Raw genomic sequence first — 24,020 nt, forward strand, 5'->3', positions numbered from 1 at the left:
CAGGTGGTGATTTGGCTGCCTTTAGATAAGGGCTTAAGGCGTGATGGTCTGCCCGATCGCCTCTGCCAGCTCAAGAATCTCTTCTTCGCTCATATCTTGGCTGGCTGCCAATAGCCTTTGGGAAATCTCATCTGCTGGCTTATCATCAGCCTTAGGATACAGCTTTGGCAAATCCAGCATCTGACGCACCAAAGCACTCTTTAGGGTGTCACGCCGACCCAAATAGCGCTGATAAAAGCTTGAATTTAGTAGGCTTGCGCCGCCTTGCCCAACCGCATATAGTGTGGCCATATAGTCACGAATATTCATATCGCTGTTTTGTTCGGTCAGATAAACCTGAACGATCTTAGACATGCGCACCATGCGCTCTCGTCGCACGCGGTACAATTCAGCAAACATCTTGTTCAGTCCAGAAGTCGTCGATGACAGGCGCTCTTCAATATGATTGAACAAAATCGCGCGATGCGGCAAATTGACCAACTGAAGCACCAGTCGAGCCACGCCAGCCCCAGCACCATCTTCAACGATAATCATATCAAGTTTACGTTTTTCATAATCAATCAAAATTCGCAAAAGCAGCTCATCTTTACTGGCAAAATGCTTATAAAGCGTCCCTTTTGCCAAATCCAATGTCAAAGCAAGGCTATCTAGTGTCAAATCCCCCTCGCCAGACTCAAGCAATAACTGCTCAGCCGTCTGCAAAATGCGCATCTCCCGCAGCTCGAATTGCTGCTTGCGATTGGTCATGATGTATCCTTTTTTAATGATGAAAATAAATATTAAAGATTATAACAAAACACAATAAAAATTGGTGAGACTTTTTTAAACTTACCACATTGTTAAACCATTCTTGCTGATGACTGAATGATGCAGGAGGCGCGAAACATGAGGCAGGGTTTGGGTCATGGTTGTTACAATTTCATCCCAAAAATATGTGAATAATTGTTCACATTTAGCTGGTTTTGTGTTAGCATATTTTATTATGGAAATTCTTCTGAATGCATTGAAACTACTTGTTTTGCGAAATTGGTTTATCATAAATTTTGCATAAAGATTTGGAATGAATTTGCCGTTATTTGCAAACTTTTTCTAAACTGTGTCAGTTTGCCACCTTTACTATAGGATCCATACCATTTATGAGTATCGAACGCAATCCTGAAGCTTTTGACAAAGCGCCCATCAACTGGGTGCCTGCTGTCGTGCTTTTATCTACTTTATTTTTGGCGATTGCCATTGTGCCTTGGTATCTGTGGACGCACAGTGTCGGCATGGGCGTGTGGGTCGCTTTTGCCATTTTGATGGCGTGGACAGGGCTTTCTATCACTGCAGGCTATCATCGCTTGTGGGCACATAAGTCTTATGATGCCCACCCTATCGTTAAGTATGTGCTGCTGCTTGGTGCGACTTTGGCGGTTGAAAGCTCAGCATTTGATTGGTGTTCAGGACATCGCATTCACCACCGACATGTCGATGATGAATATGATGACCCATATTCAGCCCGCCGCGGGTTTTGGTTTAGCCATATCGGTTGGATGCTTCGCAAGTACCCCAGCGGTCAATACGATTACAAGAACATCCCTGACCTAAAAAAAGATAAGCTACTTACCCTTCAGCATAAATATTATGGGTTTTGGGTCGTTGCCACGAATGTCGTTGTTTTAGCGATCATCGGTCTGATCACAGGGGATATGCTCGGGACATTTGTGATTGCAGGTCTGCTTCGCTTGGTCTTGACGCATCATTTTACTTTCTTTATTAATTCACTGTGCCATATGTTTGGTACACGCCCTTATACTGATGAGAATACGGCGCGTGATAATGGCATACTTGCGTTATTGACCTGGGGTGAAGGTTATCATAATTATCATCACTATTTTCAATATGACTACCGCAATGGTATCAAATGGTGGCAATATGATCCAACCAAGTGGATTATCGGTCTGCTTGCCAAAGCAGGCTTAGCCAGTAACCTAAAGCGCGTGGATGATCTGACCATCAAACATGCCGAAGTCACCATGCAGTTTAAGCGCGCCCAAGAGCGTATCGCCAAAGGCGAGCTAAGCCTCGATGAGCGCTTGACCGCATTCAAAGAGCGCATCAGTGCAGAATATGATGACTTTACCAAGACTGTGGAAGAATGGCATGCCCTGAAAGCCAAAGCCATAGAGCTTAAGCGAGCAGAATTTGCCGATCGCCTCAATGAAGCAGACGAAAAGCTCAAGGCTCAGTTTGCTCAAGTAGAAGCGAAAATCCTCGAACACAGCCGCCGCATTGAGCAAGCTTATCTACACCTTAAAGGCAAAGCTGTTTAATATCCAAGCCTTGTTTTCTCCGCCCTTTATCTGTATAGTTGGATAAAGGGTTTTCTTTTTTATAATAATAAATAACGGATCACTTATGAAATTTGTGCATGACTATCTCAAACATGACGAGCGGCTATACCGCCACATCTCACCCACGCCACTGGATAATCCAAAACTCATCGCGCTCAACCATCGGCTCATTGATCAGCTGGGATTAACAGCGCTTAGTGACGATGATTGGCTGTCGGTGATTTCGGGTCATTTGGCACCACTCAGCGACATCGCACCTCATGCGCTACAGCCGATCGCCATGGCGTATGCAGGGCATCAATTTGGTCAATGGGCAGGTCAATTGGGCGACGGCCGCGGTTTATTGATCGCTCAATTACAAGACGAAAAAACGGGTCAATTGATTGATTTACATCTTAAAGGTGCAGGACTTACACCCTATTCACGGCGCGGAGATGGGCGTGCGATGATGGCAAGCTCTATCCGTGAGTATTTGGGTGGTCATGCGCTCAATGGTCTAGACATCCCCGCTTCAGATGCCATCGGTGTCATCGTGTCTGACACCCGCATTCAGCGCCAATATATCGAACATGCCGCCGCCCTGCTTCGTGTCAGCGACTGCCATGTGCGCCTTGGTCATTTTGAGTGGGTATCGATGTATGCATCTGATTATTTTGAAGAATTTGTCATTAAAATTATCCAAAGTTATTACCCGCACTTGTATGATAAAGCGAAAAATACTGCTAATATCGCTGAATTTTTAACTGAAATTGCCGCCAATACCGCACACATGATTGCCAAATGGCAGCTGGTTGGCTTTTGTCATGGCGTCATGAATACTGATAATCTTAATATCACGGGCTCTACGCTGGATTTTGGACCCTTTGCCTTTATGGAAGGTTTTGATCCAACTTGGATCAATAACCACTCAGACCATACAGGTCGTTATGTTTATCAAAATCAGCCCATGATCGGACGCTGGAATCTATCAACGGTCTATCGCACTTTTGGTCTGCTTACCACCCAAAATGAGATCGATCATGCCTTGACCACCTATGAAACAGTCTTTACCGACACTTATCATAAGGGTCTTTGTCAAAAGCTTGGTCTTAAGATGTCTGAGCCTGCCATACAGCTTGGCTATCGCTTGCTCACTTTGATGCAGGCGCACCGTTTGGATTACACCAACAGCTTTCGTGCGCTGATTGCTTTGCTGGATCAAGATGATCATAGCAAGCAATTTGAGCATGAGTATGGGCTAATGACCAATCTGATGCACAGCCTACCTCATGCTGCACACAGCCAGTGGCATGAGTGGGTACATGATTATTTAAATTATGTTCAGAAAACTACCACCAAAGCTGATGCCATTTCGCTCATGCAGTCGTTCAATCCGATCTATGTTCTTAGAAATCACATGGCAGAGCGCGCCATTGCGTCTGCGCATCGTGATGATTTTTCTGAAGTGACACGCTTATTTAGACTGCTGAGCGATCCTTATCACATTCAGGACATCGCCACTTCTGATGACACTCGCATGGCGTTGGCAGAAGAAGCGGTGGCGGTCAGCTGCATGTCTTAATTAAAGCCAGCACCAAGCTTCATCCAAAAAATCACAAAGTCTGCCTTTATGGGCAAATTTTTGGTAGAATATACCCAATTTTTTAACCAAGGCTAGCCATGCTCAGTATTTATCTACTAATCCCCCTAAGCCTCATGCTGTTTGTGGTGGCGATTTGGGCGATTTATTATGCGGTGAAGTCCAATCAATTCGAAGATTTGGACAATGCCCCCGAGCAGATCATTCTAGATGACCGACAAGCTCGCCGAAAGAATATTTCTAAGGATCATCAATGACTGCTGCGCTGATTTTTGCTGCTTTTAGCATGGGCTTGCTTGGGTCACCACATTGCCTGGGCATGTGTGGTGGGATCGTGGCAGCTTTTGGATTATCAATGAAAGATGCGGCGCCTGCCAAGCGCACCTTATTGATGCTTGGCTATCATACTGGGCGCTTGGGCAGTTATGTTATCTTGGGGCTTTTGGTGGCGACATTTGGCAAGCACATCTTAGCGCCTTTGATGGCAAATGGTGCGCTGCCTAAATATCTGCTCGGCGGCGCACTCATTTTTGCCGCTTTATTGATGCTAGGCTTACCAGTACTTAATCGCATTGAAAGAGTTGGCTTAAAATTTTGGAACACCCTTGCACCTTTGCGCGCCAAAGTTCTGCCCATGGACAGCTTGCCAAAAGCGCTTGCCGCAGGGCTGCTTTGGGGATTTTTACCATGTGGATTGGTTTATGGGGCGCTTGGGGTTGCACTGGGGCTTGCTGCCGATGGTCAAGCAGGGTTGACCGCGACGGCATTCATGGTGTTTTTCTGGCTTGGCACCCTACCGATGCTGCTGGCGACAGGTACAGTGGTCGCATGGCTCAAGTCTAAGATTGCCGCCTTCAATCTGCGTAAGTTTAGCGGCGTGGTGATGCTCATCTCAGGCTTTGCGATCGCCTTTAGTATGCCGATCATGCAAGCCATGCACGGTGGGCATGGTCACGACCATCACGGCGAACCATCTACCCATCATGCTCACGATCATTCAGCGCATGAAGGACACGGACAAGCAGATACTCATTCAGGTCACAGCCATTCGGAACACTGTTCCATTTTATGTGAGCATTTGTGAGTCAAGGTGAGTTTTTACCTTGACTCTAATACTTTGGTCAAGCAGAACACTGTCATAAGAGGTATCAAGATGTTTGATAGCCTCATATAATTGCAAGAGCTTGACTTTTACTTTCTGCTTTGGCGTATGGTTGTTAATCCCAAGCAAAGCATCGACGCACATATATCGATTTAATAGGTTTACTGCGGCTGCATAATCTGATTGACTGGCTTGTGCGCCATCTTTCGGAGGTATGACCTGACAACTAGCAGTAGGCTGTGGTACATGACCACAAGCTACACAACAAAACACATCCCCATTTCGTGAACGACTGTCCACAAAACCACAAGCGGGGCATGTTTGAGAGCTGTACGCTGGATTAATCGCAACAGCAGTAAACCTAGGATGATAAAGTTTGGTTTTATCGCTCACTTGCTCGATGAAATCATGTAGTGTCATCAAGTTTAATGAGCGTTTAAAATGACGGCTACGGGTTCTTACAGGACCGTCTTGTTTCATTAAATTCGTATCGGCATTTTCATACACCAGTACATCCGCTTGGTTATCAATCAAGTAATCCGCCAAGTCTTTGGCTTGGGATAGCTGATGCTGTTGGATTTGCCGAGTGAGTTTCTTAAAGTCTTGATTGGATTTTGCTTTGATAGCCAAATAGTTGCTTGGATTGGTGTTGGCAACCAATTGATAAATCCCGTACTCAATAGGACGCTTATTCTCACGGCGTTTTAATTCAAGGCTGCTTAGCACTCGCTGAAGTTCAAGCTGTTTATCAGCGCATTTCTTGTAAAACACACCGTTATTTGGATAGAACACATCGCCATTTGAGAAAGTAAATAGCTCTGTTGTTCCCCAGTCAGCGGCTAGGATGTTTGGTTTACGAGTGGTATTCTTGGTTTCTTGTTGATCTGACTTGGCGTTAACCTTATTCGGCTTAACATCAAATCCTAAATGCAAATAAAACACAGGCTTGCATAAGCCATCTTTGATGTCATAATCAAAACTCATGATCAGGCTTTTACTGTATCCCATCTTGCTAAAATTGGCGATATGGTGATAGCCTGATAGCGTGATACCTGTAAACCGCTTGCACCCATCAAGATTGACCAAGGTGAGGTGATGCTGGTATCGCTTACTAGCTTCATCAAAGACGCTTTTGATGGTATAGCAGTTTTCATCTAATCGAATGGTTGGTTGATATACCGCTGCTAGGTTATTAACATTGGTTTGTTTGATATGCTTTTTACACAGTGAATTGACCTTATTGGCATAGGTGCTGATATTAAGCTTGGTTGGGAACTTAGCTTTCTTTACATGTTGGGAAATAAACTGTTTAAAGCCCTCAATGATGCCATGTTCACGCCATAGCTGTTCAAGCTTTAAGTACTTACCTGTCTTAGCTATCACAAAGTTAATCAGCATCAGAGGGTGGCGTTCATCATCGCTGAGTGTCTGAAACAAGCTTGATTGTACACATAGGCATTAAGACGGTCTTTAACACGCAATAAACCACCCGCAAAGGTGCGTTCTTGAAGTAGATAGGCTTCTTCCAGTGCATTCTTCCACATTCTTGCGGTCAGCGGTGTGTCCCACTCAAGGCGACCATGCTTCATGAAGTGGTTACGCACATCGATGTACGAATAACCGTTTTTTAAAATTGATGCCATCATTAAAACTGGCATCATTTAATGAACGAGAGAAGTATAATCTTGCTGTCTGATAGGCGTAGAAATAATCCACCATTGCCATTGCAGTGGCGTCATCAGCAACCACTCAGCGGTGCTTGGTGGTGCGTATGGCTGTGTTGGTGGATTTATTCATTTCAAATTTACTCTTCGCTCTGTGTATCTACAGACTCATCCAGCTTTAAATCACGGCTTAGCTGAGCGGTGTTCTTCTTGTACTTGCGAAGTCCATACAGTCTACTTGAAAAGCAATGTACGATTGAGATTAAATCTTGGGTAAACTCCTCTTCCGGTGAACAAGATTCCAAGTTAATCACGGTTAATTTAGTGTTGTGCTTTTGGCATAAGCGCTCAAAATACTCAAAGCCAAAACGAACCAAGCGGTCTTTATGAGCAACGATGAGTTCAGAGACTTCATCATTCTCAACCATATCCATCAGCTTTAAGAAGTTCTTACGGTTGTAGTTTAAGCCTGAGCTGACATCGGATAGGTGTAAATCCACAGCAATGCCACGACTGACCACAAAAGTTTCAATAAAGGCTTGTTGGCTTTGTAAATCAACCTTTTGTTCCGAGGATGATACCCGAGTATAGGTCACTACCTTACGGGGCTTATCTCGCAGTTCCGCAAACGCTGGATTGAACTGTTGTAAGAACAACAACACATCTTCTTCAGTGTAATAACGACGACCAGCACTGTTCTTTTTAGCGGGAAAGCGACCATCTCTATCAAAGATTTGAATCGTCTTAGGATGATAACCAACCCGCTTGGCAAATTCACTGAGTTTTAAAATACGCATAGGGGAAAATAGTAATTTAGGTTACTTAGTATACTAATAAATAACCATAAATAAAGCAAGTGATATTACTAATATTCATTGGATATTACTGTTATTTGTTGATAGGTGAAACTCTCATCATTGATAGGGGTTTGTGATATCAAGCCAATGATCATAATGAGTCTGATCTTGCTTGGGCATCAGAATCATTCAGATACTTTGCATGAAATTTAATATGCGCCTCAATAAAACTTGCAACAAAAAAGTAGCTGTGGTCATAGCCATCATGCAAGTGTAAATCTACCTCAACGCCATTTGCTTGGGCGGCGGCAACAAACCGCTCAGGCTGCAGCTGATTTGGATAAAAATCATCTGCCAAACCTTGATCGATACGAATGGGCAAAGATTTTGGCACTTTTGCGACCAGATAAGTACTGTCGTACTCCTGCCAATCGGATTTTTGTTCCCCCAAATAAGCAGTGAATGCTTTTTGACCCCAAGGTGTCATGGATGGATTGACAATCGGCGCAAAGGCAGAAATACTCGTATAAGCGTCAGGATTTTTTAGCCCGATTTGCAAGGCGCCATGACCGCCCATGCTATGTCCACAGATCGCTTTTGAGCTAACCTTAAAGTTCGCCTCAATCAGCATTGGCAGCTCATGGACAACATAATCATACATGTGGTAATGAGCCGACCAAGGGCTGACTGTCGCATTGACATAAAATCCAGCACCTTGACCCAAATCATAAGCCTCATCATCAGGCACGCTCTCGCCGCGCGGTGATGTGTCAGGCATCACCAAAATTATCCCGTGCTTGGCAGCATGCTGCTGAGCGCCCGCCTTAGTTGAAAAATTTTCATCATTACACGTCAAACCTGACAAATAATACAATACAGGTAAGCGCGCCCCTTCAAGCGCCTGCTTCGGCAAGTAGATTGCAAAGATCATATTACCTTGAGCAGCTTTAGAAAAATGGCGATAACGGCGATGCTCGCCATCAAACATCTTATGACAACTGATCAACTCCATAAATCACCCAAATCAAAAATGAATCACACTGCGAATCGACTTACCTTCATGCATCAGATCAAAGGCAGTATTGATTTGCTCAAGCGGCATGGTATGGGTAATAAAATCACTCAGCGCAAAATCACCTTGCATATATTGACGCACAATACCAGGCAGTTCGCTACGACCTTTGACACCACCAAACGCAGATCCGCGCCACACACGCCCAGTTACCAGCTGAAATGGGCGCGTAGAAATCTCAGCACCTGCTGGCGCCACACCAATAATAACGCTCTCACCCCAGCCTTTGTGGCAGCACTCAAGCGCCGCTCGCATGACATCGACATTACCGATACACTCAAACGAAAAATCCACACCGCCATCGGTCATCTCGATGATGACCTGCTGAATCGGTTTGTCAAACTCATTAGGATTGATGCATTCTGTCGCCCCAAGCTCTAGCGCTTTGGCAAATTTATCTTCATTAATATCAATGCCGATGATGCGACCAGCGCCTGCCATGCGAGCACCGATCACCGCAGCAAGTCCGATGCCGCCCAGACCAAAAATCGCCACCGTATCACCTGGTTTAACCTTGGCTGTTTTTAGGACTGCGCCCATGCCAGTGGTTACACCACAGCCAAGCAAACATACTTCTTCTAAAGGGGCATCTTTTTGAATCTTTGCCAATGAATACTGAGACACCACGGTATATTCTGAAAAAGTCGATGTGCCCATATAATGATAAATCGGCTCACCTTCTTTGAAAAACCGAACAGTGCCGTCAGGCATCAAACCCTTGCCTTGTGTTTCTCGTACTGCCGAACATAAGTTGGTTTTTTGAGATAAGCACATTTTACATTTGCCACACTCAGCTGTATATAGCGGGATTACATGATCACCGACCTCAAAATCGGTCACACCCTCACCGACAGCCTCAACGATGCCCGCACCTTCATGACCAAGCACACAAGGAAAAACACCTTCAGAATCTGCGCCTGATAAAGTATAAGCGTCTGTGTGACACACGCCTGTTGCCACGATGCGCACGAGCACTTCTCCAGCTTGTGGTGGCATTAAGTCCAGCTCTTCGATCACCAGCGGTTCATTAGGCGCCCAAGCAACAGCAGCGCGCGTTTTGATAAATTCCATCATTGACTCCTTTGGTTGGCACATCTATCACACCAAAAATATTCATTGGCGACGTGCTTTTATTGTACTAGATAAAATTCAAAAGAAAAACCGTCAGTTACATTCATCCAAAATAAAAACAGCCTGAATTGACACAGGCTGTTTTTACAAAATTCATTATAAATGATCAATCACAAGATACCATAAGCCACCAAAGCATTGGCTACTTGGATAAAGCCTGCCACATTAGCGCCCGTCATGTAGTCAACTGTGCCTTCGGTTGAGCCGTATTTTTGACCTGCTGCCAGTGAGTTGTCATGGATATTTCTCATGATATTTTGAAGCTTATCATCAAGCTCTGAGAAGCTTTTATATTGGCGCACAGAGTTCTGGCTCATCTCAAGACCCGAAACTGCCACACCGCCAGCGTTAGCTGCCTTACCTGGTGCGTATGTGATGCCATTATCACGCACCACATCAATCGCTTCGGCAGTCAGCGGCATGTTTGCCCCTTCTGCGACATATTTTACGCCGCCCTTGACCAGCTGCTCGGCTTCTTCTTTATTAACTTCATTTTGGGTGGCACATGGTAAAGCCACATCAGCGTCAAACTGCCAAGGTTTGGCACCAGGCAGCCATTCGCCGCCAAATTTTTCGACATAGTCGTATAGTGGCTTACGCGCATCTTTTTGAGCTTTTACCCAGTCAATTTTTTCTTGGGTGAAACCTTGAGCATCATGTAGCGTGCCTTGAGAATCAGAAAATGTGATCACTTTGCCGCCAAGATGTAGTGCTTTTTCGGCAGCGTACTGTGCCACATTGCCCGCACCTGATACTAGGACAGTTTTGCCGACCAAGGTGTCATTGTTGGCTTTGAGCATATTATCCAAGAAATACACCAAGCCGTAACCTGTCGCTTCGGTACGAATCAAGCTGCCGCCAAAGCCCACGCCTTTACCAGTCAGCACGCCTTCATATTCACGTGTCAAGTTTTTGTACATCGCAAACATATAGTTCACTTCACGACCACCAACGCCGATATCCCCTGCTGGGACGTCCATGTCTTTGCCAATGTTTTTGTGTAATTCGCGCATAAACGCATAGCAAAAACGGCGAATTTCAGCATCTGATTTGCCTTTAGGATCGAAATCCGAACCGCCTTTACCACCACCCATCGGTAAACCGGTCAGCGCATTTTTGAAAATCTGCTCAAATCCCAAGAATTTTAGTACACCTTCATTGACCGTCGGGTGGAAACGCAAGCCGCCCTTATATGGACCGATGGCATTACTAAACTGTACGCGCCATCCACGGTTTACTTCCACTTCGCCCTTGTCATTTTCCCAATTCACGCGGAAGCTGATGATGCGATCTGGCTCGCAAAGACGCTCAAATACTTTAAATTCTGCAAACTTAGGATTGTCTGCATACACTTTTTCGATTGTCATGGCGACTTCTTGAACCGCTTGGATAAATTCTGGTTGGTGGGCGTAGTTTTTTTGAACTTGTTCAACAGCAGATTGGATACTCATGTGATACATCCCTTAAATTGGTGGAAGCAGGGTTTGCCTAATGTGATTTGGCGAACAGTTTTTTCAGCTTTTATTGATAAATATAGAACTATTTATCAGTGATAAATCATAAAAAATTGTGATATTATAAGCAAAGGTAATATACCGAAATTTCGGGCAAATTACAAGCGGTTTTTGGGGGAATACTCGCCATTTTAAACAAAAATAGTTGGTCAAATGCTCCGCTAATACCGCCTTTGAATGACAAAAAACCGCTGCTTGCTTTAGCATAACAGCGGTAGTTTAAGACATGATGAAAACAGCCAATTAATTTGGGGCAGGCTCAGTATCAGGCGCTTTATTGATCAGTCCATAAGGAATGCTGATGCTTGGATTGTCTTGATGATGAAATAAAGCTTTTTGAAGCTCAGGCAAGGCAAGCTGCATGGCTTCACCAATAACCATCTGCGGCTCAGAAGGCTCAAAACCCATCAAAATTTCACGCTCTTTGATCATTGGGGCAGCATCATAAAATGCCTCCATCACCCCCTCTGAGTGTGGCAAGCTTTCATTAAAAAACGCTCGACCAAAATAGGTCATGTCAGCATCATCGGTACAGCCAAAAGAAGCCTTGTCAGATTTGGATGCGGTGATGACCATGGTATAGGGATCTTTAAGCGCATTAATAAATGTGCCTGAATAACACGCCGAAACCACAATCACACGCCAGCGAATGCCTGATCTGTCCAAAGCGGCTTTTAGCCAAAAAGGATCAATTTGGCGCAAATTCATGGGCGGATTTGTCACCGCCAATTCACCAATCGGCTCGCCATGCCTATCCACCGATCCGTGTGAGCTTAACACCAAAAATAAAGCATCTTCATCAGGGTTCATCAGCCCGCCGATGTGCTCAAGGCTTCGCTCAATGCTGGAGCGTGTGGCAATGGGATACTCTCCCCAAGTGTTTGGATTATTAATCAACGCAATCGAACGCCCTGCCGTATCAAATCTAGCATCAAATAATTGGCGAGCTTGGATAATCTCGCTGGCAAAGACATTTTGCTCACTAAAGCTTGCTGCCCCCAAAAAATACCACTCATGCCGACCCTTACGACCTGCAGTCATGGCTTGCAGCTGATCAGGCAGGAGTGCTGCTTGCTCATAAAATGCCAATTCATCAAGCTCAACCACCACCTCATCCATTTTAAAGATGGGCTGATTGATGGTATTTTTTTGCCATACCACCAATAAGATGATACTGGCAATGAGCATGAGCGCTGCTTCATACCAAGGACAATCAAAACGCTTAGCAAAAATCAGCAAAAGTGCCGCCGTCTGCCACACAAATAGCAGCAAAAATAAAGTAGGCAAAATACTGTGCAGCCAAAACGGCAATAGACTTTCATTCTCAAGAAACTGAATACCACTTTGAAATAGCACAAGCAGCGTATCCGCCGCCAACCATAAAATTGCCGGCACAAACAACAATGAGTAATTCAGTGAACGCTGAGCAATGATGATGCCTGCAGCGACAATGATGGTTGGCCAAACCAAGTAACTGATCAGACCTTGTTCATTAAAATAGCTGTCACTTGGTGCGGCAAGCCAAGCAAATAAAATATTTGCCGATAACGCCACCACCATAAAAGCAGCCGCTTGCGCAAATGTTGGCTTGACAAGCTTAAACGCTCGCTCGCTGCCCACCAGCATCCATAAAGACGCACCCAGATTTGAGAAAAAATTTGAGAAAAAACCCATTGAACTCTCGAAAGTCAGTTTCAAAAAGTCTGACCATTGTAGCATATTGCAAAATTACACTGGGCAGAAATTTTGTATCTTATCCGACATGTTTTTGGCTTAGCATTTGTTGATTTAATAACCAAATACGCACTAAAAAAACTGCCATGGTATTCCACAGCAGTTTGGCAAATCAACTCTAATTAGCCCATCAAAAGCTTATTAACACGCTTTAGATAGCCTGCAGGATCTTCAAGCTGACCGCCATCAGCCAACAACGCCTGATCAAAGATGACTTGTGCCAAGTCGTCAAAATCGCCACTGGTTTCAAGTTTATTGATCAGTGGATGATTCGGATTAATCTCAAGTACAGGCTTGACATCAGGCACGCTTTGACCCATGGCTTTGAGCATTTGAGCCATCTGTGGCGTAAGCTCACCATCACCCACGACCAAGCACGCTGGGCTATCCACCAGTCGGCTTGACACTCTGACATCTTTGGTGCGATCACCTAGCGTAGTTTTAAGTTTTTCAACCACAGGCTGCATTTTTTCTTCAGCTTGTTTGGCTTCTTGCTTTTCATTTTCGTCTGTTAAGTCGCCTAGATCAACCGCACCTTTGGCGATATTTTGAAGTGGCGTGCCGTCAAACTCATGCAAAAAGTTCATCGCCCACTCATCGACGCGCGCAGTCATCAAAATCACTTCGATGCCTTTTTTATTAAACAGCTCAAGCTGTGGACTGTTTTTGGCAGCAGCCAAATTATCAGCGGTCAGATAATAGATGGCTTTTTGACCATCTTTCATGCGGGCTTTATAATCAGCAAAACCTGTCGCGACCGTTTCATCGGTGCTGGTGGCATAGCGTAAAAGCTTAGCAATGCGTGCTTGGTTGGCTTGATCTTCACCCAAACCTTCTTTGAGCACATCACCAAATTCTTGATAAAAATCGGCAAACTTTTGCTGCTTATCGGCATCTTCAGAATTGGCAAGGCTTGATAATAGTGTCAGCACTCGGCGAGCATTACCATCACGGATGGCTTTGACATCGCGAGATTCTTGAAGGATTTCGCGGCTGACATTCAGCGGCAGATCAGCGGTATCAATCACACCTTTAACAAAACGCAGATACATCGGCAACAGCTGCTCAGCATCTTCCATGATGAAGACGCGCTTAACATATAGCTTCAAACCATGCTGCTGCTCGCGAGCGTACAGATCCATCGGTGCTTTGCTTGGAATGAATAACAGCTGCGTGTACTGAACACGACCTTCGACGCGATTGTGCGTATATGCCAATGGATCAGCGTAATCATAGCTAAGATTTTTGTAAAACTCGTGATACTCATCATCACTGATCTCGCTTGGACTTTTTGTCCACAGTGCATTGGCTTGGTTTACCGTCTCGTATTCATCGGTGGTGATGTATTCGCCTTTGCCCGTTGGCTCGCCATCATCACCCAGCTCGTCTTGCCAAATTTCTTTAGGCATTTGGATTGGCAAGCTGATGTGATCAGAGTATTTATTGACCAGTGTTTTGATCGTGTGACGATTAAGATAGTTGGTATTTTCCTCGCTATCGCCTGCGTATTCATCTTTTAGGTGCAGCGTAATCGATGTGCCGCGATTTGGCTTGGTGATGGTTTCGGTGGTGAATTTACCTGTGCCATCAGATACCCAGCGCACGCCTTGTTCAGCAGGCTCGCCTGCTTTACGGCTTTCAACGACGATCTTATCTGCAACAATAAATCCTGAATAAAAGCCCACGCCGAATTGACCGATCAAATGGCCGTCTTTTTTATCGCTTTCTGATAATTTTTCCAAAAAGGCTTTGGTGCCTGATTTGGCAATCGTGCCCAAATGCTCAATCGCATCATCTTCATTCATGCCGATGCCATTATCGCTGAATGTGATGGTCTTGGCGGCTTTATCAATATCAATACGAATCGCAAGCTCGCCATCATTTTCATATAAGCCATCCTCTGTGGTCGCCAAAAATCTCAGCTTATCACAAGCATCTGATGCGTTGGACACCAGTTCACGCACAAAAATATCAGCATTTGAGTATAAAGAATGCGTCACCAAATGCAAAAGCTGCGCAACTTCAGCTTCAAAGTGATGGGCGGTCGGATTAGTCATAGTTGTCTCCCTATCAAAGTTTCATCTTTCAAGATAGGGATGGTGCCTATTTTTTCAAGCACTGATTGTACAAAGTTATTTGAATGGGTGACTTAATTACAATCAGTGATCAAATTTTTAAGTCCCTCTTGATACACTGTATCGTCAATCACATTGCCCTGCTTGCGATACCACTGCGGTTTGGCGGCGATTTTTTCAAGTAGTCGCTCAATGGAGAGCGTCAAATCCGCTTTGGTAGGTGTATAATCTTGATAAAAGCTTGGATCAATGCTTTGGCGAAATCCCACGATGCTGTCTTTGGGCGTGAATTGATACTCGCGCGCGATCAGCTCCTCTTTGAGCGCAAAATAACGCTTTTCAATAAAATTAAGCTTATCATAAAAAAATAGCACATGACCTGTGCCCAACCGATAGCTTGAAGGAATCTTTTTGAGCGTGTCGCTGATCCCATGCTTGGCGACAGCGGATTGTACAAGCGTAAAAATCCGCGTAATTTCTCGAAATTCGGCAAACAAATGCTGATCCGTCAAATCCTTTGGGTCGATCAAATTAATACGAGTCATAGGGTGTCTGCACATCTCAAGCATTGATAAATTGGCTTTAGCATAACACAAAATCGTAAAAATTTATCCAACACACACATAATCATCTCTACACGAAATTACCAATAAAAACTAGCTATTCTATCTACAACCTAGTAAAATAAGAGATTAGGTCTATAGCAAGCAAAGAATTTATGTCTAAAAACACTTTTTCTGCGTCACTACTCGCCATACTATCTAAAGTGATCTTAAGCGTTTTGGCGCTATTTGGGATTTTGGTTTTGGCGTTTCCAATCGGGTTTTATGGGATGGCGATGTATCTTGAGCCAACCTTACCTGACGTCAAAAATCTGGACAACTCCCGTTTTGAGATGCCGCTGCAGATTTATACTGCCGATAATAAGCTAATCGGACAATATGGCAATCGCTATTCTTTGCCTGTAACCTTTGATCAAATTCCTGAGCGTATGATTCAGGCGTTTTTGGCGGCAGAAGACGATACTTTTTTTGAGCACAGTGGTATCAGCGTTAAAGGGATGGGACGCGCGCTGACCGAAGTTGTCAGTGATAACGATACTCAAACTGGTGGCTCGACCATTACCATGCAGGTGGCGAAGAACTATTTTTTAAGCCCTGAGCGCACCATCAATCGCAAACTGACCGAGCTTTTCATTGCCCGCAAAATTGAAAATGAGCTCACAAAAAACGAAATCTTAACGTTATATGTCAATAAAATTTATCTGGGCGAAGGCACTTATGGCATTCAAGCTGCTGCGCGCCGTTACTATTCTAAAAGCTTAGAGAATCTGACGATTGCCCAAATGGCGATGATTGCAGGCTTGCCCAAAGCCCCTTCGGCCTATAATCCTGTGGTCAATCCCGAGCGCGCCATGGAGCGACGCAACTGGATTATCGGGCGCATGCATCAAGAAGGCTTCATCACTGCATCTGAGCGAGACACCGCCATTGCTGAACCCATGGGACTAAACATCTATCAAGAAAAACTTGACTTAAACATGCCCTATGTTGCCGAGATGGCTCGCACCGCTTTGGTGGAGCGTTATGGCGAGGCGGTGATGGATTCAGGGTGGCGTGTTCAGACTACCATTGATAGCGGCTCTCAGTTGGCTGCTGATGCTGCTTTGGTGGGTGGACTGCGCAATTATGATCGTCGTCATGGTTGGCGCGGTGTCGAAGCAGAAGAAGGAACGCTTGAAGGTCGTAGAAATTTTGACAATATTTATCCTGCCAAAGTCACCAAGGTCAATAACCAAAGCTTTGAAGCCAAGCTTCAATCTGGAGAAACTGTCACCATCGGCTGGTCAGGCATGAATTGGGCGCGTCGCTACTATGATGCTAACCGTGTCGGCGGTGGTTACAGTAATGCTCATCAAATGGTCAAGGTCGGTAATATCGTCCGCATCTCTCCGCTCAATGAATCAAAAACCGCTTGGCGTATGGAATCCATTCCCGAAGTTCAAGGTGCGCTGATCTCTTTGGATCCTGAAAATGGCGCCTTGCGTGCTGTTGTTGGAGGTTTTCATTTTAATCACAGCAAATTTAATCGCGCCATCCAAGGATATCGCCAACCAGGGTCAATCATTAAGCCTTTTGTTTTTGCTGCAGCTCTTGAATCAGGCAAACACACACCAGACAGTTTGGTCTCTGATGCAGCGATTCGTGTTGGCAGTTGGCAGCCAAAAAATGCCGATGGGCGATACACAGGCGATATGACGCTGCGCCGTGCACTGGCTTTATCGCGCAATACGCCTTCTATTCGCCTACTGCGCTCGGCGGGCATCGATGAGACTCGCCACCTGATGAATGCGATGGGCGGACTTGAGATGGAGCGCATGCCATCCACCTTGGCATTGGCACTGGGGGCTGCCGACGCCACACCGCTACAAATGGCAACGGGTTTTGCCACCATCATCAATGGTGGTCACCGTATTCAGCCTTATTTTATCGAAAGAATCTATGATTTTGGCAATGACATCATTTATCAAGCCAATCCACAGCAAGCCTGCGCACTTTGCTTTAATGAAAATCTTTCAGCAACCAATGCCAAGCTCATTGAATCATTTGAAGCCAATAGATCACAAGAGCCAGCAGGCGAGCTTGGCACACCAGCTGGCGATAGACTACACCCAAGAAGCGCGCCACAATATGTGGCTGCCACCCAAGCGCCTCGTGTACTTTCTCACCAAACAGCTTACAATATCTCTAATATGATGCGTGAAGTCATCACCAGCGGTACAGGTCGTAGAGCTCGTGCTTTGGGTCGTAGTGATGTTGGCGGTAAGACTGGTACCACCAACCTTGCCAAAGACGCTTGGTTTGCAGGGTTTCATCCGACCAATGTGGCTGTAGTTTGGGTGGGCTTTGATACGCCGTCGACTTTGGGAAATAGTGAGTACGGTGGCGTCGCTGCACTGCCAATTTGGGTGAACTTTATGAGCCATGAGCTTCGCGGCACTCCTTCCCAATGGATCAGCCAAGAAGATCGGTCAAAAGCCGTTAAGGCAGCCCAGCAGGTCATTGATTTAAAAGATTAATCAAAAAGCCCCGATGGTCATCATTGGGGCTGTTTATTGATGGATTAAGCTGTCAGTACACGCTGATGTAAGTCTTTGAGACCTTGTTGCATCACTGCTTGCAAAACTTCGGTCAATTCGCGCTGATCTCGACCCTCAGGATAAATGGGCTCAAGCGGCAACACATACGCAGTAATCCCTCGGGCATCTGCCACCGACTTTAAGCTTTGTACCATGGTTCGCTCACCGTAATAAGCGGCTTTATCAGACAGTTTACCCTCTTTATCCACATAAGCAATCACCATCGGGCAGATTGGCAAGTCGGTGTCGATCGCAGCTTTTAACAATTTACCATATATTTTCTTAATCTGCTTGCCATCTGTGGTTGTCGCTTCAGGAAAGAAAACGACCGATGACCCCTCACTCAAAAACTCTGCAATTTGATCACTCACTGAGCCCACATCCCCTGAGCCACGCTGAATAAACAGTGTACCGCCTGCTTTTGCCAAGCGTCCAAAAATTGGCCATTCGCCAATTTCAGCCTTAGATAAGAAAAAAACAGGCGCAACGCTGCCGACCACAGGAATATCTAGCCAAGAGACATGATTGCTAACCCAAAGTCCGTGCCTTTGCGGAACTGGCTCAACTTGAACGACGTTTACGCCAAATGAATTCGCCATCTTTCGACAAAATTTTTGCACATAAGGCGTCAATCGATTGCGTGGTACATCGGAACGATATGCCTTTGCTTCATAAACCATCTGAAAACCATTTAATAAAGTATTTGTCAATCCAACTGCTGCTTTAGTACGATGATATTGATTGCTAATGAAATTTGACATAAATAAACTCAGCGTATTTCTTTGCCATACAGACTAAACCCAAATGCAAAAAAAATCAAGTGCTTTGGTGAACATTTATAAACCAAGCTCCAAATAAACAATTTAAAAAAAATCTCCAAAGCGTACACCTTGGAGATTTTTTATGATTTAATCAAGCATGCTTGATACAGTCGCTAATCACACTGGCAATGGCGGCGGCAACGCATCGTCATCAGCAGGCTCTTCGGCTACCACAGGCGTCTGCACGATGTGCTGATAATTCTTAGGCTCACGCGGCGCCTCACCTGCCATGATTTGTAAGAGCTGCTCACGATCAATGGTTTCCCATTTCATCAGCGCCTCAACCATGGCATGCATCTTGTCATGATTTTCATCAATGAGCTTATAAGCAACATCATACTGAGCTTCTAAAATATGACGAATCTCATCATCGACTTTTTGCTGTGTTGCTTCTGAGATGGTGCGAGTACTACCACCAAAATAGCCACCATGCTCTTCGGCTTCATAGACCATAACCCCCAATTCATCCGACATACCATAGCGAGTTACCATGGCACGAGCCAATTTGGTAGCACGCTCAAAGTCGTTGGATGCGCCAGTCGATTTACGATTTACAAAGATTTCTTCGGCGATACGCCCACCAAACAAAATAGAAATTTCATTGAGCATTTTGTCTTTATAATTGCTGATCGCATCTTGCTCAGGCAGCTGCCAAGTCACACCCAAAGCCCAACCACGTGGCATGATGGTGACTTTATGCACAGGATCCGTACCTGGCAGCAGCTCTGCCACCAACGCATGTCCTGCTTCATGATATGCCGTCGCACGGCGTTCTTCTTCACGAAGTACCATTGATTTACGTTCAGGACCCATAAACAGCTTATCTTTGGCATCTTCAAAGTCATTCATATCAACGCTGTCTTTATTTCGACGAGCCGCAAACAAAGCTGCTTCATTGACTAAGTTAGCAAGCTGAGCGCCACTAAATCCAGGCGTACCTCGTGCCAAAGCATTGATATCCACACCGATGGTCGCAGGGAGTTTTTTGAGATGTACCATCAAGATTTGCTCACGACCCTTGATATCAGGTAAGCCAACAGATACTTGACGGTCAAAACGACCTGGACGCAGCAGCGCCTTATCAAGCACATCCACACGGTTAGTGGCAGCGATAACAATCACACCATCATTGCCCTCAAAGCCATCCATCTCAACCAACAGCTGGTTTAAGGTCTGTTCGCGCTCATCATGACCGCCGCCCATACCACTACCACGGTGGCGGCCTACAGCGTCAATTTCGTCGATGAAGATGATACAAGGCGCATTTTTTTTGGCTTGATCAAACATATCACGCACACGAGATGCACCCACACCCACGAACATTTCAACAAAATCTGAACCAGAGATGCTAAAGAAAGGAACTTTGGCTTCACCTGCGATTGCCTTAGCAAGTAAAGTTTTACCTGTGCCTGGCGGACCAACCATCAAAACACCGCGAGGAATGGTCGCGCCAAGTTTGGTAAATTTACTTGGATCTCTTAAGAAATCAACAATCTCAGCAACTTCCTGCTTTGATTCTTCCACCCCAGCCACATCAGCAAAAGTGACCTTAACCTGATCTTCTGACAGCATTTTGGCTTTGGATTTACCAAAACTCATTGGGTTGCGACCGCCCATACCGCCGCCGCCAGCACCGCCGCCGCTCATGCCGCGCATGATCAGCCAAAACAAACCGACAATTAATAAAATTGGGAATGCCGCCATCAGAAGCTGCATGCCAACGCCTTGACGCTCAGGTGGGATACCTTGAACTTCAACATTATTCTCACGCAGTAGCGGCATCAATTCGTTATCAGTAATTTCAGGGCGCACTGTCTCAAATTGAGAGCCATTGACCTTAGTACCAGTAATCTCTTCGCCACTGATTTTTACATCTTTAATTTCGCCTTGTGACACTGCGGTCACAAATGCCGAATAATTCATCGTATAGGCATCAGCTCTACCGCTATCAAGATTGCTAAAAATCACAACCACGATACCGATGATCGCCAGCCACAATAAGGTATTCTTCACCATGTCGCTCAAACTTTTCTCATCCTTAGCTTATGGATATTGGGAGTAATCCGCCCAATGCTGATTAACTATATATAATATATTGATGAATTTAGCTATTTCAAGTAAACTCTATGATTGATTTATTTAATCGCTACCCAAAACATCTCTTTTGAGCGCGGTCGGGATGCGGCAGGTTTGATACTTTTGATTTTGCTAAATTGCTTTTGCATCTGAGCGCGCAGCTCTTGAGAGCCTTCACCCTGAAACACCTTCATGATCAACGCACCGCCTTCTGGGAGCACTTTGAGCGCAAAATCCACCGCAAGCTCACACAAATACATCATGCGCGGCTGATCGACAGCAGCCATCCCAGAAGTATTTGGCGCCATATCTGACAATACCACATCCACACGGCGCCCGCCAACTTCGCTCATAATTTGGTTAAATACTGCCTCTTCTCGAAAATCACCTTGAATAAAGGTCACATTTTCTAGTGTATCCATGAGTAGAATGTCCGAAGCAATCAATGTGCCTGAATCACCCACAAGCTGACCTGCCACTTGCGACCAACTGCCCGGCGCAGAGCCTAAGTCCACGACCGTCATGCCTTTTTTGATCAGCCCTGTTTTTTCATTGATTTCAAGAAGCTTATAGGCAGCTCGCGCACGATAGCCTTCTTTTTGAGCTTTTTGAACATAAAAGTCATCAATGTGCTCTTTCATCCAAGCACGGCTTGACTTCGACAATTTTTTGTTTTTAATTCGGGTTGCCATGAATTTTAAATTACTAAAAAGATATTAAATATAGCTCGGTAGTTTAACATAAAATATAATTAACTACCTATTTTGTTGCTTTCTAATGTGTTAAATTTTATGTTATGGCATTAAAAATGCTTGTGTATCTCAAAGTATGCTTGTATGTCTTCGGTATCAAAGGCAAAATGATTACTATCCACACGCTCATAATTGACATTTAGACTGGGGATATAGCCACGGTATTGAAAGCGTTCGTGCCAAAGTCGGTGCCAAGTTTCATATCGCCAATCTCGCCTAGTGATATTAAAAATATCTGCCGCATCGTAATGTCGGTAACTAGCACTAAATCGGTGAGTTAAATGCACGGGCTGCCATGAATGCAAAAATCCAAATGACACGCCATAATCTTGATAACTTTCGCTATCTTCTTGAGCATGCTGCTGATGATGATTAATATTCATCCACTGATTTGACCCATACACACCGATAGAGGTATTAAAATAATGCCCATCCAAAAACTTACGTTCCTGATGTTCTATTTGCCCTGCTGCACCTGACAAACCAATAGAAGCTTTGGGGCTAGATTTCTTTTGATACCAAAGCCGCGCACCAAGGGTATCTGAATAAGGCTTATTACCGTACCATCTTTTTTGATAAAACGGCATGACACCTGCGCTCGAATCATTATCTTGATAAGCAATACCTGTTCCAACCAAAGCATGGATATCGTTAAATTGATGTTTATTATAGTATTTAACATCAAACCCAAACTGGGTTTGCAAAGAAAAGTTTTGATAAAAATTCGTGTTTTTTTGGGCAGCTGCAGAAATGTTGATCCCTGAAGCTGTCACAGGCGGACTAAGCTGCCAACCTTGATAACTTTTTATTTTTGGCGAGTTATTAATATTAGTATCGTGTAACATTCCGCCGCCCAAAGATGTCTGCCACGCTTGCCGATCTTTGAGCCACTTTTGATCTTGAACCAATCGCTGCTTCATCTCATTATTAACCCTTGGATCTTCTAATAAAGAAACTAAGATGTCATCAGCACGGGCATATTGCTTATCAAAAGCTAATGCTTGCATGAGCAATAGTGAAATTTGGTTAAAATCCTGATTTATTTTCAAAATATGCTCAAAATGACGAATTGCCTGCTTGTAATGACCATCTTGCATCGCAAGATAACCCAAACCATAGTGGTAGACAAAAGGATCTATCGTATTTTGATCAATTAAAGTGCGAAGCAAGCGAAGATCTTCTGTACGATGTTGGTCAATCGCTTGCAAAATAAAACTTTCAAGCAATCTTGGATCTTTTATCAAATCAGATTCATCAAGCATCACTGGATTTATGATCTCTTGATCAAATACATGATAATTATCCGCCTGACTTGACAGACTTAGGCAAAGACCAATCAGCAATAAAATCTTATTTGAAATTTTTGTCATCATCCACCCCAATAATAAAATCCCCAAGCATACACTTAGGGATTTTAAGTATCATCTAATTACTTTTTTGCACCATAGGCACCACTGACAGTACCCGCTGTATTTTTATAAGTCCCGCCAAGTTCTTTGGCGCCATCACCGTAAAAATAACCATTGGTGCTAAAACCATTTTTTGTGCCACTAAACTGATTGCCTGAGATCGTACCTGCAAGCGAGACATGATTACCGATAGTGCCTGCAACGGTTTTATTACCATAATCAACGGTAAATTTCGCATTAGGGGTGGTTACTTGACCATTAGCAACATGGGCAGCAAAACCTGTATAAGTTGCCTTACCAGTGGTTGGCATATTGTTTGTCACGGTACCCTGAGAAAATAAAGCAGGTGTGCCATTAACTCCTTCTTTGATGTAACCGAAACGAGAACTTTCAAGATACCCGTTTCCAGAGCCAACGCGTGCCATATTTGATGCTGAGATATTAACTACCTTACCAACATTAAATCCCGATAAATCAAAACTCACTGCCTTGCCATCAATAGTCACTACAGCGACATCACTGGTGTTGGCGGTTGCTTGATTGGCGCCGGCAATCTTATTGGCGTTAAAATTGATTTGATTACCTTTGATAGCAGGACTGGTAGGCTTACTCGGCGTTGTAGGCTTAGTATTGTTTGAGCCAGTTGATGGAGTATTAATAGTTGGCGTTGTAGGGCTTGGCGCAGGGCTTGGAGAAGAGCTACTGCTACAAGCAGCAAGGGCTGCAGCTGAAATACTCACCGCAAAAATTTTAAACGCAGAAATCGACATACTTTCTCCCTGAAAGAGCTTGAATAAAATAAATGAGCACTTGCCCAACCAA

At 44.6% G+C, this 24,020-nt stretch carries 20 protein-coding genes; 5 read left to right on the plus strand and 15 right to left on the minus strand.

Translation table 11 applies throughout. The annotated features are described in order from the left end of the window. Positions 1 to 33: 33 nt before the first annotated feature. Complete coding sequence (locus B0180_RS01115) at positions 34 to 747, minus strand: TetR/AcrR family transcriptional regulator (protein ID WP_167366897.1); 714 nt, start codon at positions 745 to 747, stop codon at positions 34 to 36. A gap of 389 nt (positions 748 to 1,136) precedes the next feature. Here B0180_RS01115 and B0180_RS01120 point away from each other — a divergent pair, with 389 nt between their 5' ends. The 4 genes from B0180_RS01120 to B0180_RS01135 all read left to right on the plus strand — a co-directional run bounded on the left by B0180_RS01120 (position 1,137) and on the right by B0180_RS01135 (position 4,996). Then, the gene (locus tag B0180_RS01120; RefSeq protein ID WP_078255283.1) at positions 1,137 to 2,312 is read left to right on the plus strand and encodes an acyl-CoA desaturase; all 1,176 of its coding nucleotides are present in this window, start codon (positions 1,137 to 1,139) and stop codon (positions 2,310 to 2,312) included. A gap of 85 nt (positions 2,313 to 2,397) precedes the next feature. Next, positions 2,398 to 3,894, plus strand: a complete 1,497-nt coding sequence (locus B0180_RS01125) for a protein adenylyltransferase SelO family protein (protein ID WP_078255284.1) — start codon at positions 2,398 to 2,400, stop codon at positions 3,892 to 3,894. A 98-nt stretch (positions 3,895 to 3,992) separates the two neighbouring features. Continuing rightward, positions 3,993 to 4,169 (plus strand): cbb3-type cytochrome oxidase assembly protein CcoS, encoded by a 177-nt coding sequence (gene ccoS / locus B0180_RS01130; protein WP_078255285.1) that lies wholly within the window; start codon positions 3,993 to 3,995, stop codon positions 4,167 to 4,169. Beyond that, positions 4,166 to 4,996 (plus strand): sulfite exporter TauE/SafE family protein, encoded by an 831-nt coding sequence (locus B0180_RS01135; protein ID WP_078255286.1) that lies wholly within the window; start codon positions 4,166 to 4,168, stop codon positions 4,994 to 4,996. The genes ccoS and B0180_RS01135 overlap by 4 nt, the downstream gene beginning before the upstream one ends. On the opposite strand, the gene B0180_RS01140 is transcribed toward B0180_RS01135, so the two are convergent. From B0180_RS01140 to B0180_RS01180, 9 genes are all read right to left on the minus strand, one after another. Then, positions 4,979 to 6,451 (minus strand): zinc ribbon domain-containing protein, encoded by a 1,473-nt coding sequence (locus tag B0180_RS01140; RefSeq protein ID WP_167366898.1) that lies wholly within the window; start codon positions 6,449 to 6,451, stop codon positions 4,979 to 4,981. The genes B0180_RS01135 and B0180_RS01140 overlap by 18 nt on opposite strands. After that, positions 6,412 to 6,675: a hypothetical protein gene (locus B0180_RS01145; protein ID WP_143821248.1), complete on the minus strand. Its 264-nt coding sequence runs from the start codon at positions 6,673 to 6,675 to the stop codon at positions 6,412 to 6,414. Before B0180_RS01145 ends, B0180_RS01140 begins: the two co-directional genes overlap by 40 nt. Positions 6,676 to 6,818: 143 nt before the next feature. Beyond that, entirely contained in the window at positions 6,819 to 7,475 is a 657-nt protein-coding gene (locus B0180_RS01150) for an IS607 family transposase (RefSeq protein WP_078255289.1), read from the minus strand. A 151-nt stretch (positions 7,476 to 7,626) separates the two neighbouring features. Next, on the minus strand, positions 7,627 to 8,487 hold the full coding sequence (fghA, locus tag B0180_RS01155) for an S-formylglutathione hydrolase (protein WP_078255290.1): 861 nt from the start codon (positions 8,485 to 8,487) through the stop codon (positions 7,627 to 7,629). A 12-nt stretch (positions 8,488 to 8,499) separates the two neighbouring features. Next, on the minus strand, positions 8,500 to 9,609 hold the full coding sequence (locus B0180_RS01160) for an S-(hydroxymethyl)glutathione dehydrogenase/class III alcohol dehydrogenase (RefSeq protein WP_477472527.1): 1,110 nt from the start codon (positions 9,607 to 9,609) through the stop codon (positions 8,500 to 8,502). A 179-nt stretch (positions 9,610 to 9,788) separates the two neighbouring features. Beyond that, complete coding sequence (gdhA, locus tag B0180_RS01165) at positions 9,789 to 11,129, minus strand: NADP-specific glutamate dehydrogenase (protein ID WP_049236500.1); 1,341 nt, start codon at positions 11,127 to 11,129, stop codon at positions 9,789 to 9,791. Positions 11,130 to 11,435: 306 nt separating this feature from the next. After that, a complete protein-coding gene (locus tag B0180_RS01170) occupies positions 11,436 to 12,866 on the minus strand; it encodes a C13 family peptidase (RefSeq protein WP_233424887.1) in 1,431 nt (476 codons plus the stop codon). 182 nt (positions 12,867 to 13,048) lie between these two features. Beyond that, on the minus strand, positions 13,049 to 14,983 hold the full coding sequence (gene htpG, locus B0180_RS01175; RefSeq protein WP_078255293.1) for a molecular chaperone HtpG: 1,935 nt from the start codon (positions 14,981 to 14,983) through the stop codon (positions 13,049 to 13,051). 92 nt (positions 14,984 to 15,075) lie between these two features. Then, entirely contained in the window at positions 15,076 to 15,546 is a 471-nt protein-coding gene (locus B0180_RS01180; RefSeq protein WP_078255294.1) for a pyrimidine dimer DNA glycosylase/endonuclease V, read from the minus strand. A 173-nt stretch (positions 15,547 to 15,719) separates the two neighbouring features. Between B0180_RS01180 and B0180_RS01185 the strand changes: the two genes are divergently transcribed. Continuing rightward, positions 15,720 to 18,080 carry a penicillin-binding protein 1A gene (locus B0180_RS01185; protein WP_078255295.1) on the plus strand — a complete coding sequence of 787 codons (2,361 nt, stop codon included), beginning with the start codon at positions 15,720 to 15,722 and terminating at the stop codon, positions 18,078 to 18,080. Between the two features lie 44 nt (positions 18,081 to 18,124). Here the strand turns inward: B0180_RS01185 and B0180_RS01190 are convergent, their stop codons facing one another. The 5 genes from B0180_RS01190 to B0180_RS01210 all read right to left on the minus strand — a co-directional run bounded on the left by B0180_RS01190 (position 18,125) and on the right by B0180_RS01210 (position 23,968). Continuing rightward, a complete protein-coding gene (locus B0180_RS01190) occupies positions 18,125 to 18,901 on the minus strand; it encodes a lysophospholipid acyltransferase family protein (protein ID WP_078255296.1) in 777 nt (258 codons plus the stop codon). A gap of 177 nt (positions 18,902 to 19,078) precedes the next feature. Next, positions 19,079 to 20,977, minus strand: coding sequence for an ATP-dependent zinc metalloprotease FtsH (ftsH, locus tag B0180_RS01195; RefSeq protein ID WP_078255297.1), 1,899 nt, complete (start codon positions 20,975 to 20,977; stop codon positions 19,079 to 19,081). A 119-nt stretch (positions 20,978 to 21,096) separates the two neighbouring features. Beyond that, positions 21,097 to 21,729, minus strand: coding sequence for an RlmE family RNA methyltransferase (locus B0180_RS01200; RefSeq protein WP_078255298.1), 633 nt, complete (start codon positions 21,727 to 21,729; stop codon positions 21,097 to 21,099). A gap of 110 nt (positions 21,730 to 21,839) precedes the next feature. After that, the gene (locus tag B0180_RS01205) at positions 21,840 to 23,159 is read right to left on the minus strand and encodes a surface lipoprotein assembly modifier (RefSeq protein WP_167366899.1); all 1,320 of its coding nucleotides are present in this window, start codon (positions 23,157 to 23,159) and stop codon (positions 21,840 to 21,842) included. Positions 23,160 to 23,218: 59 nt separating this feature from the next. Then, positions 23,219 to 23,968, minus strand: coding sequence for a transferrin-binding protein-like solute binding protein (locus B0180_RS01210; protein ID WP_078255300.1), 750 nt, complete (start codon positions 23,966 to 23,968; stop codon positions 23,219 to 23,221). Positions 23,969 to 24,020 lie beyond the last annotated feature (52 nt).

Source organism: Moraxella canis (assembly GCF_002014965.1).
In the GTDB taxonomy this organism is placed as follows: domain Bacteria; phylum Pseudomonadota; class Gammaproteobacteria; order Pseudomonadales; family Moraxellaceae; genus Moraxella; species Moraxella canis.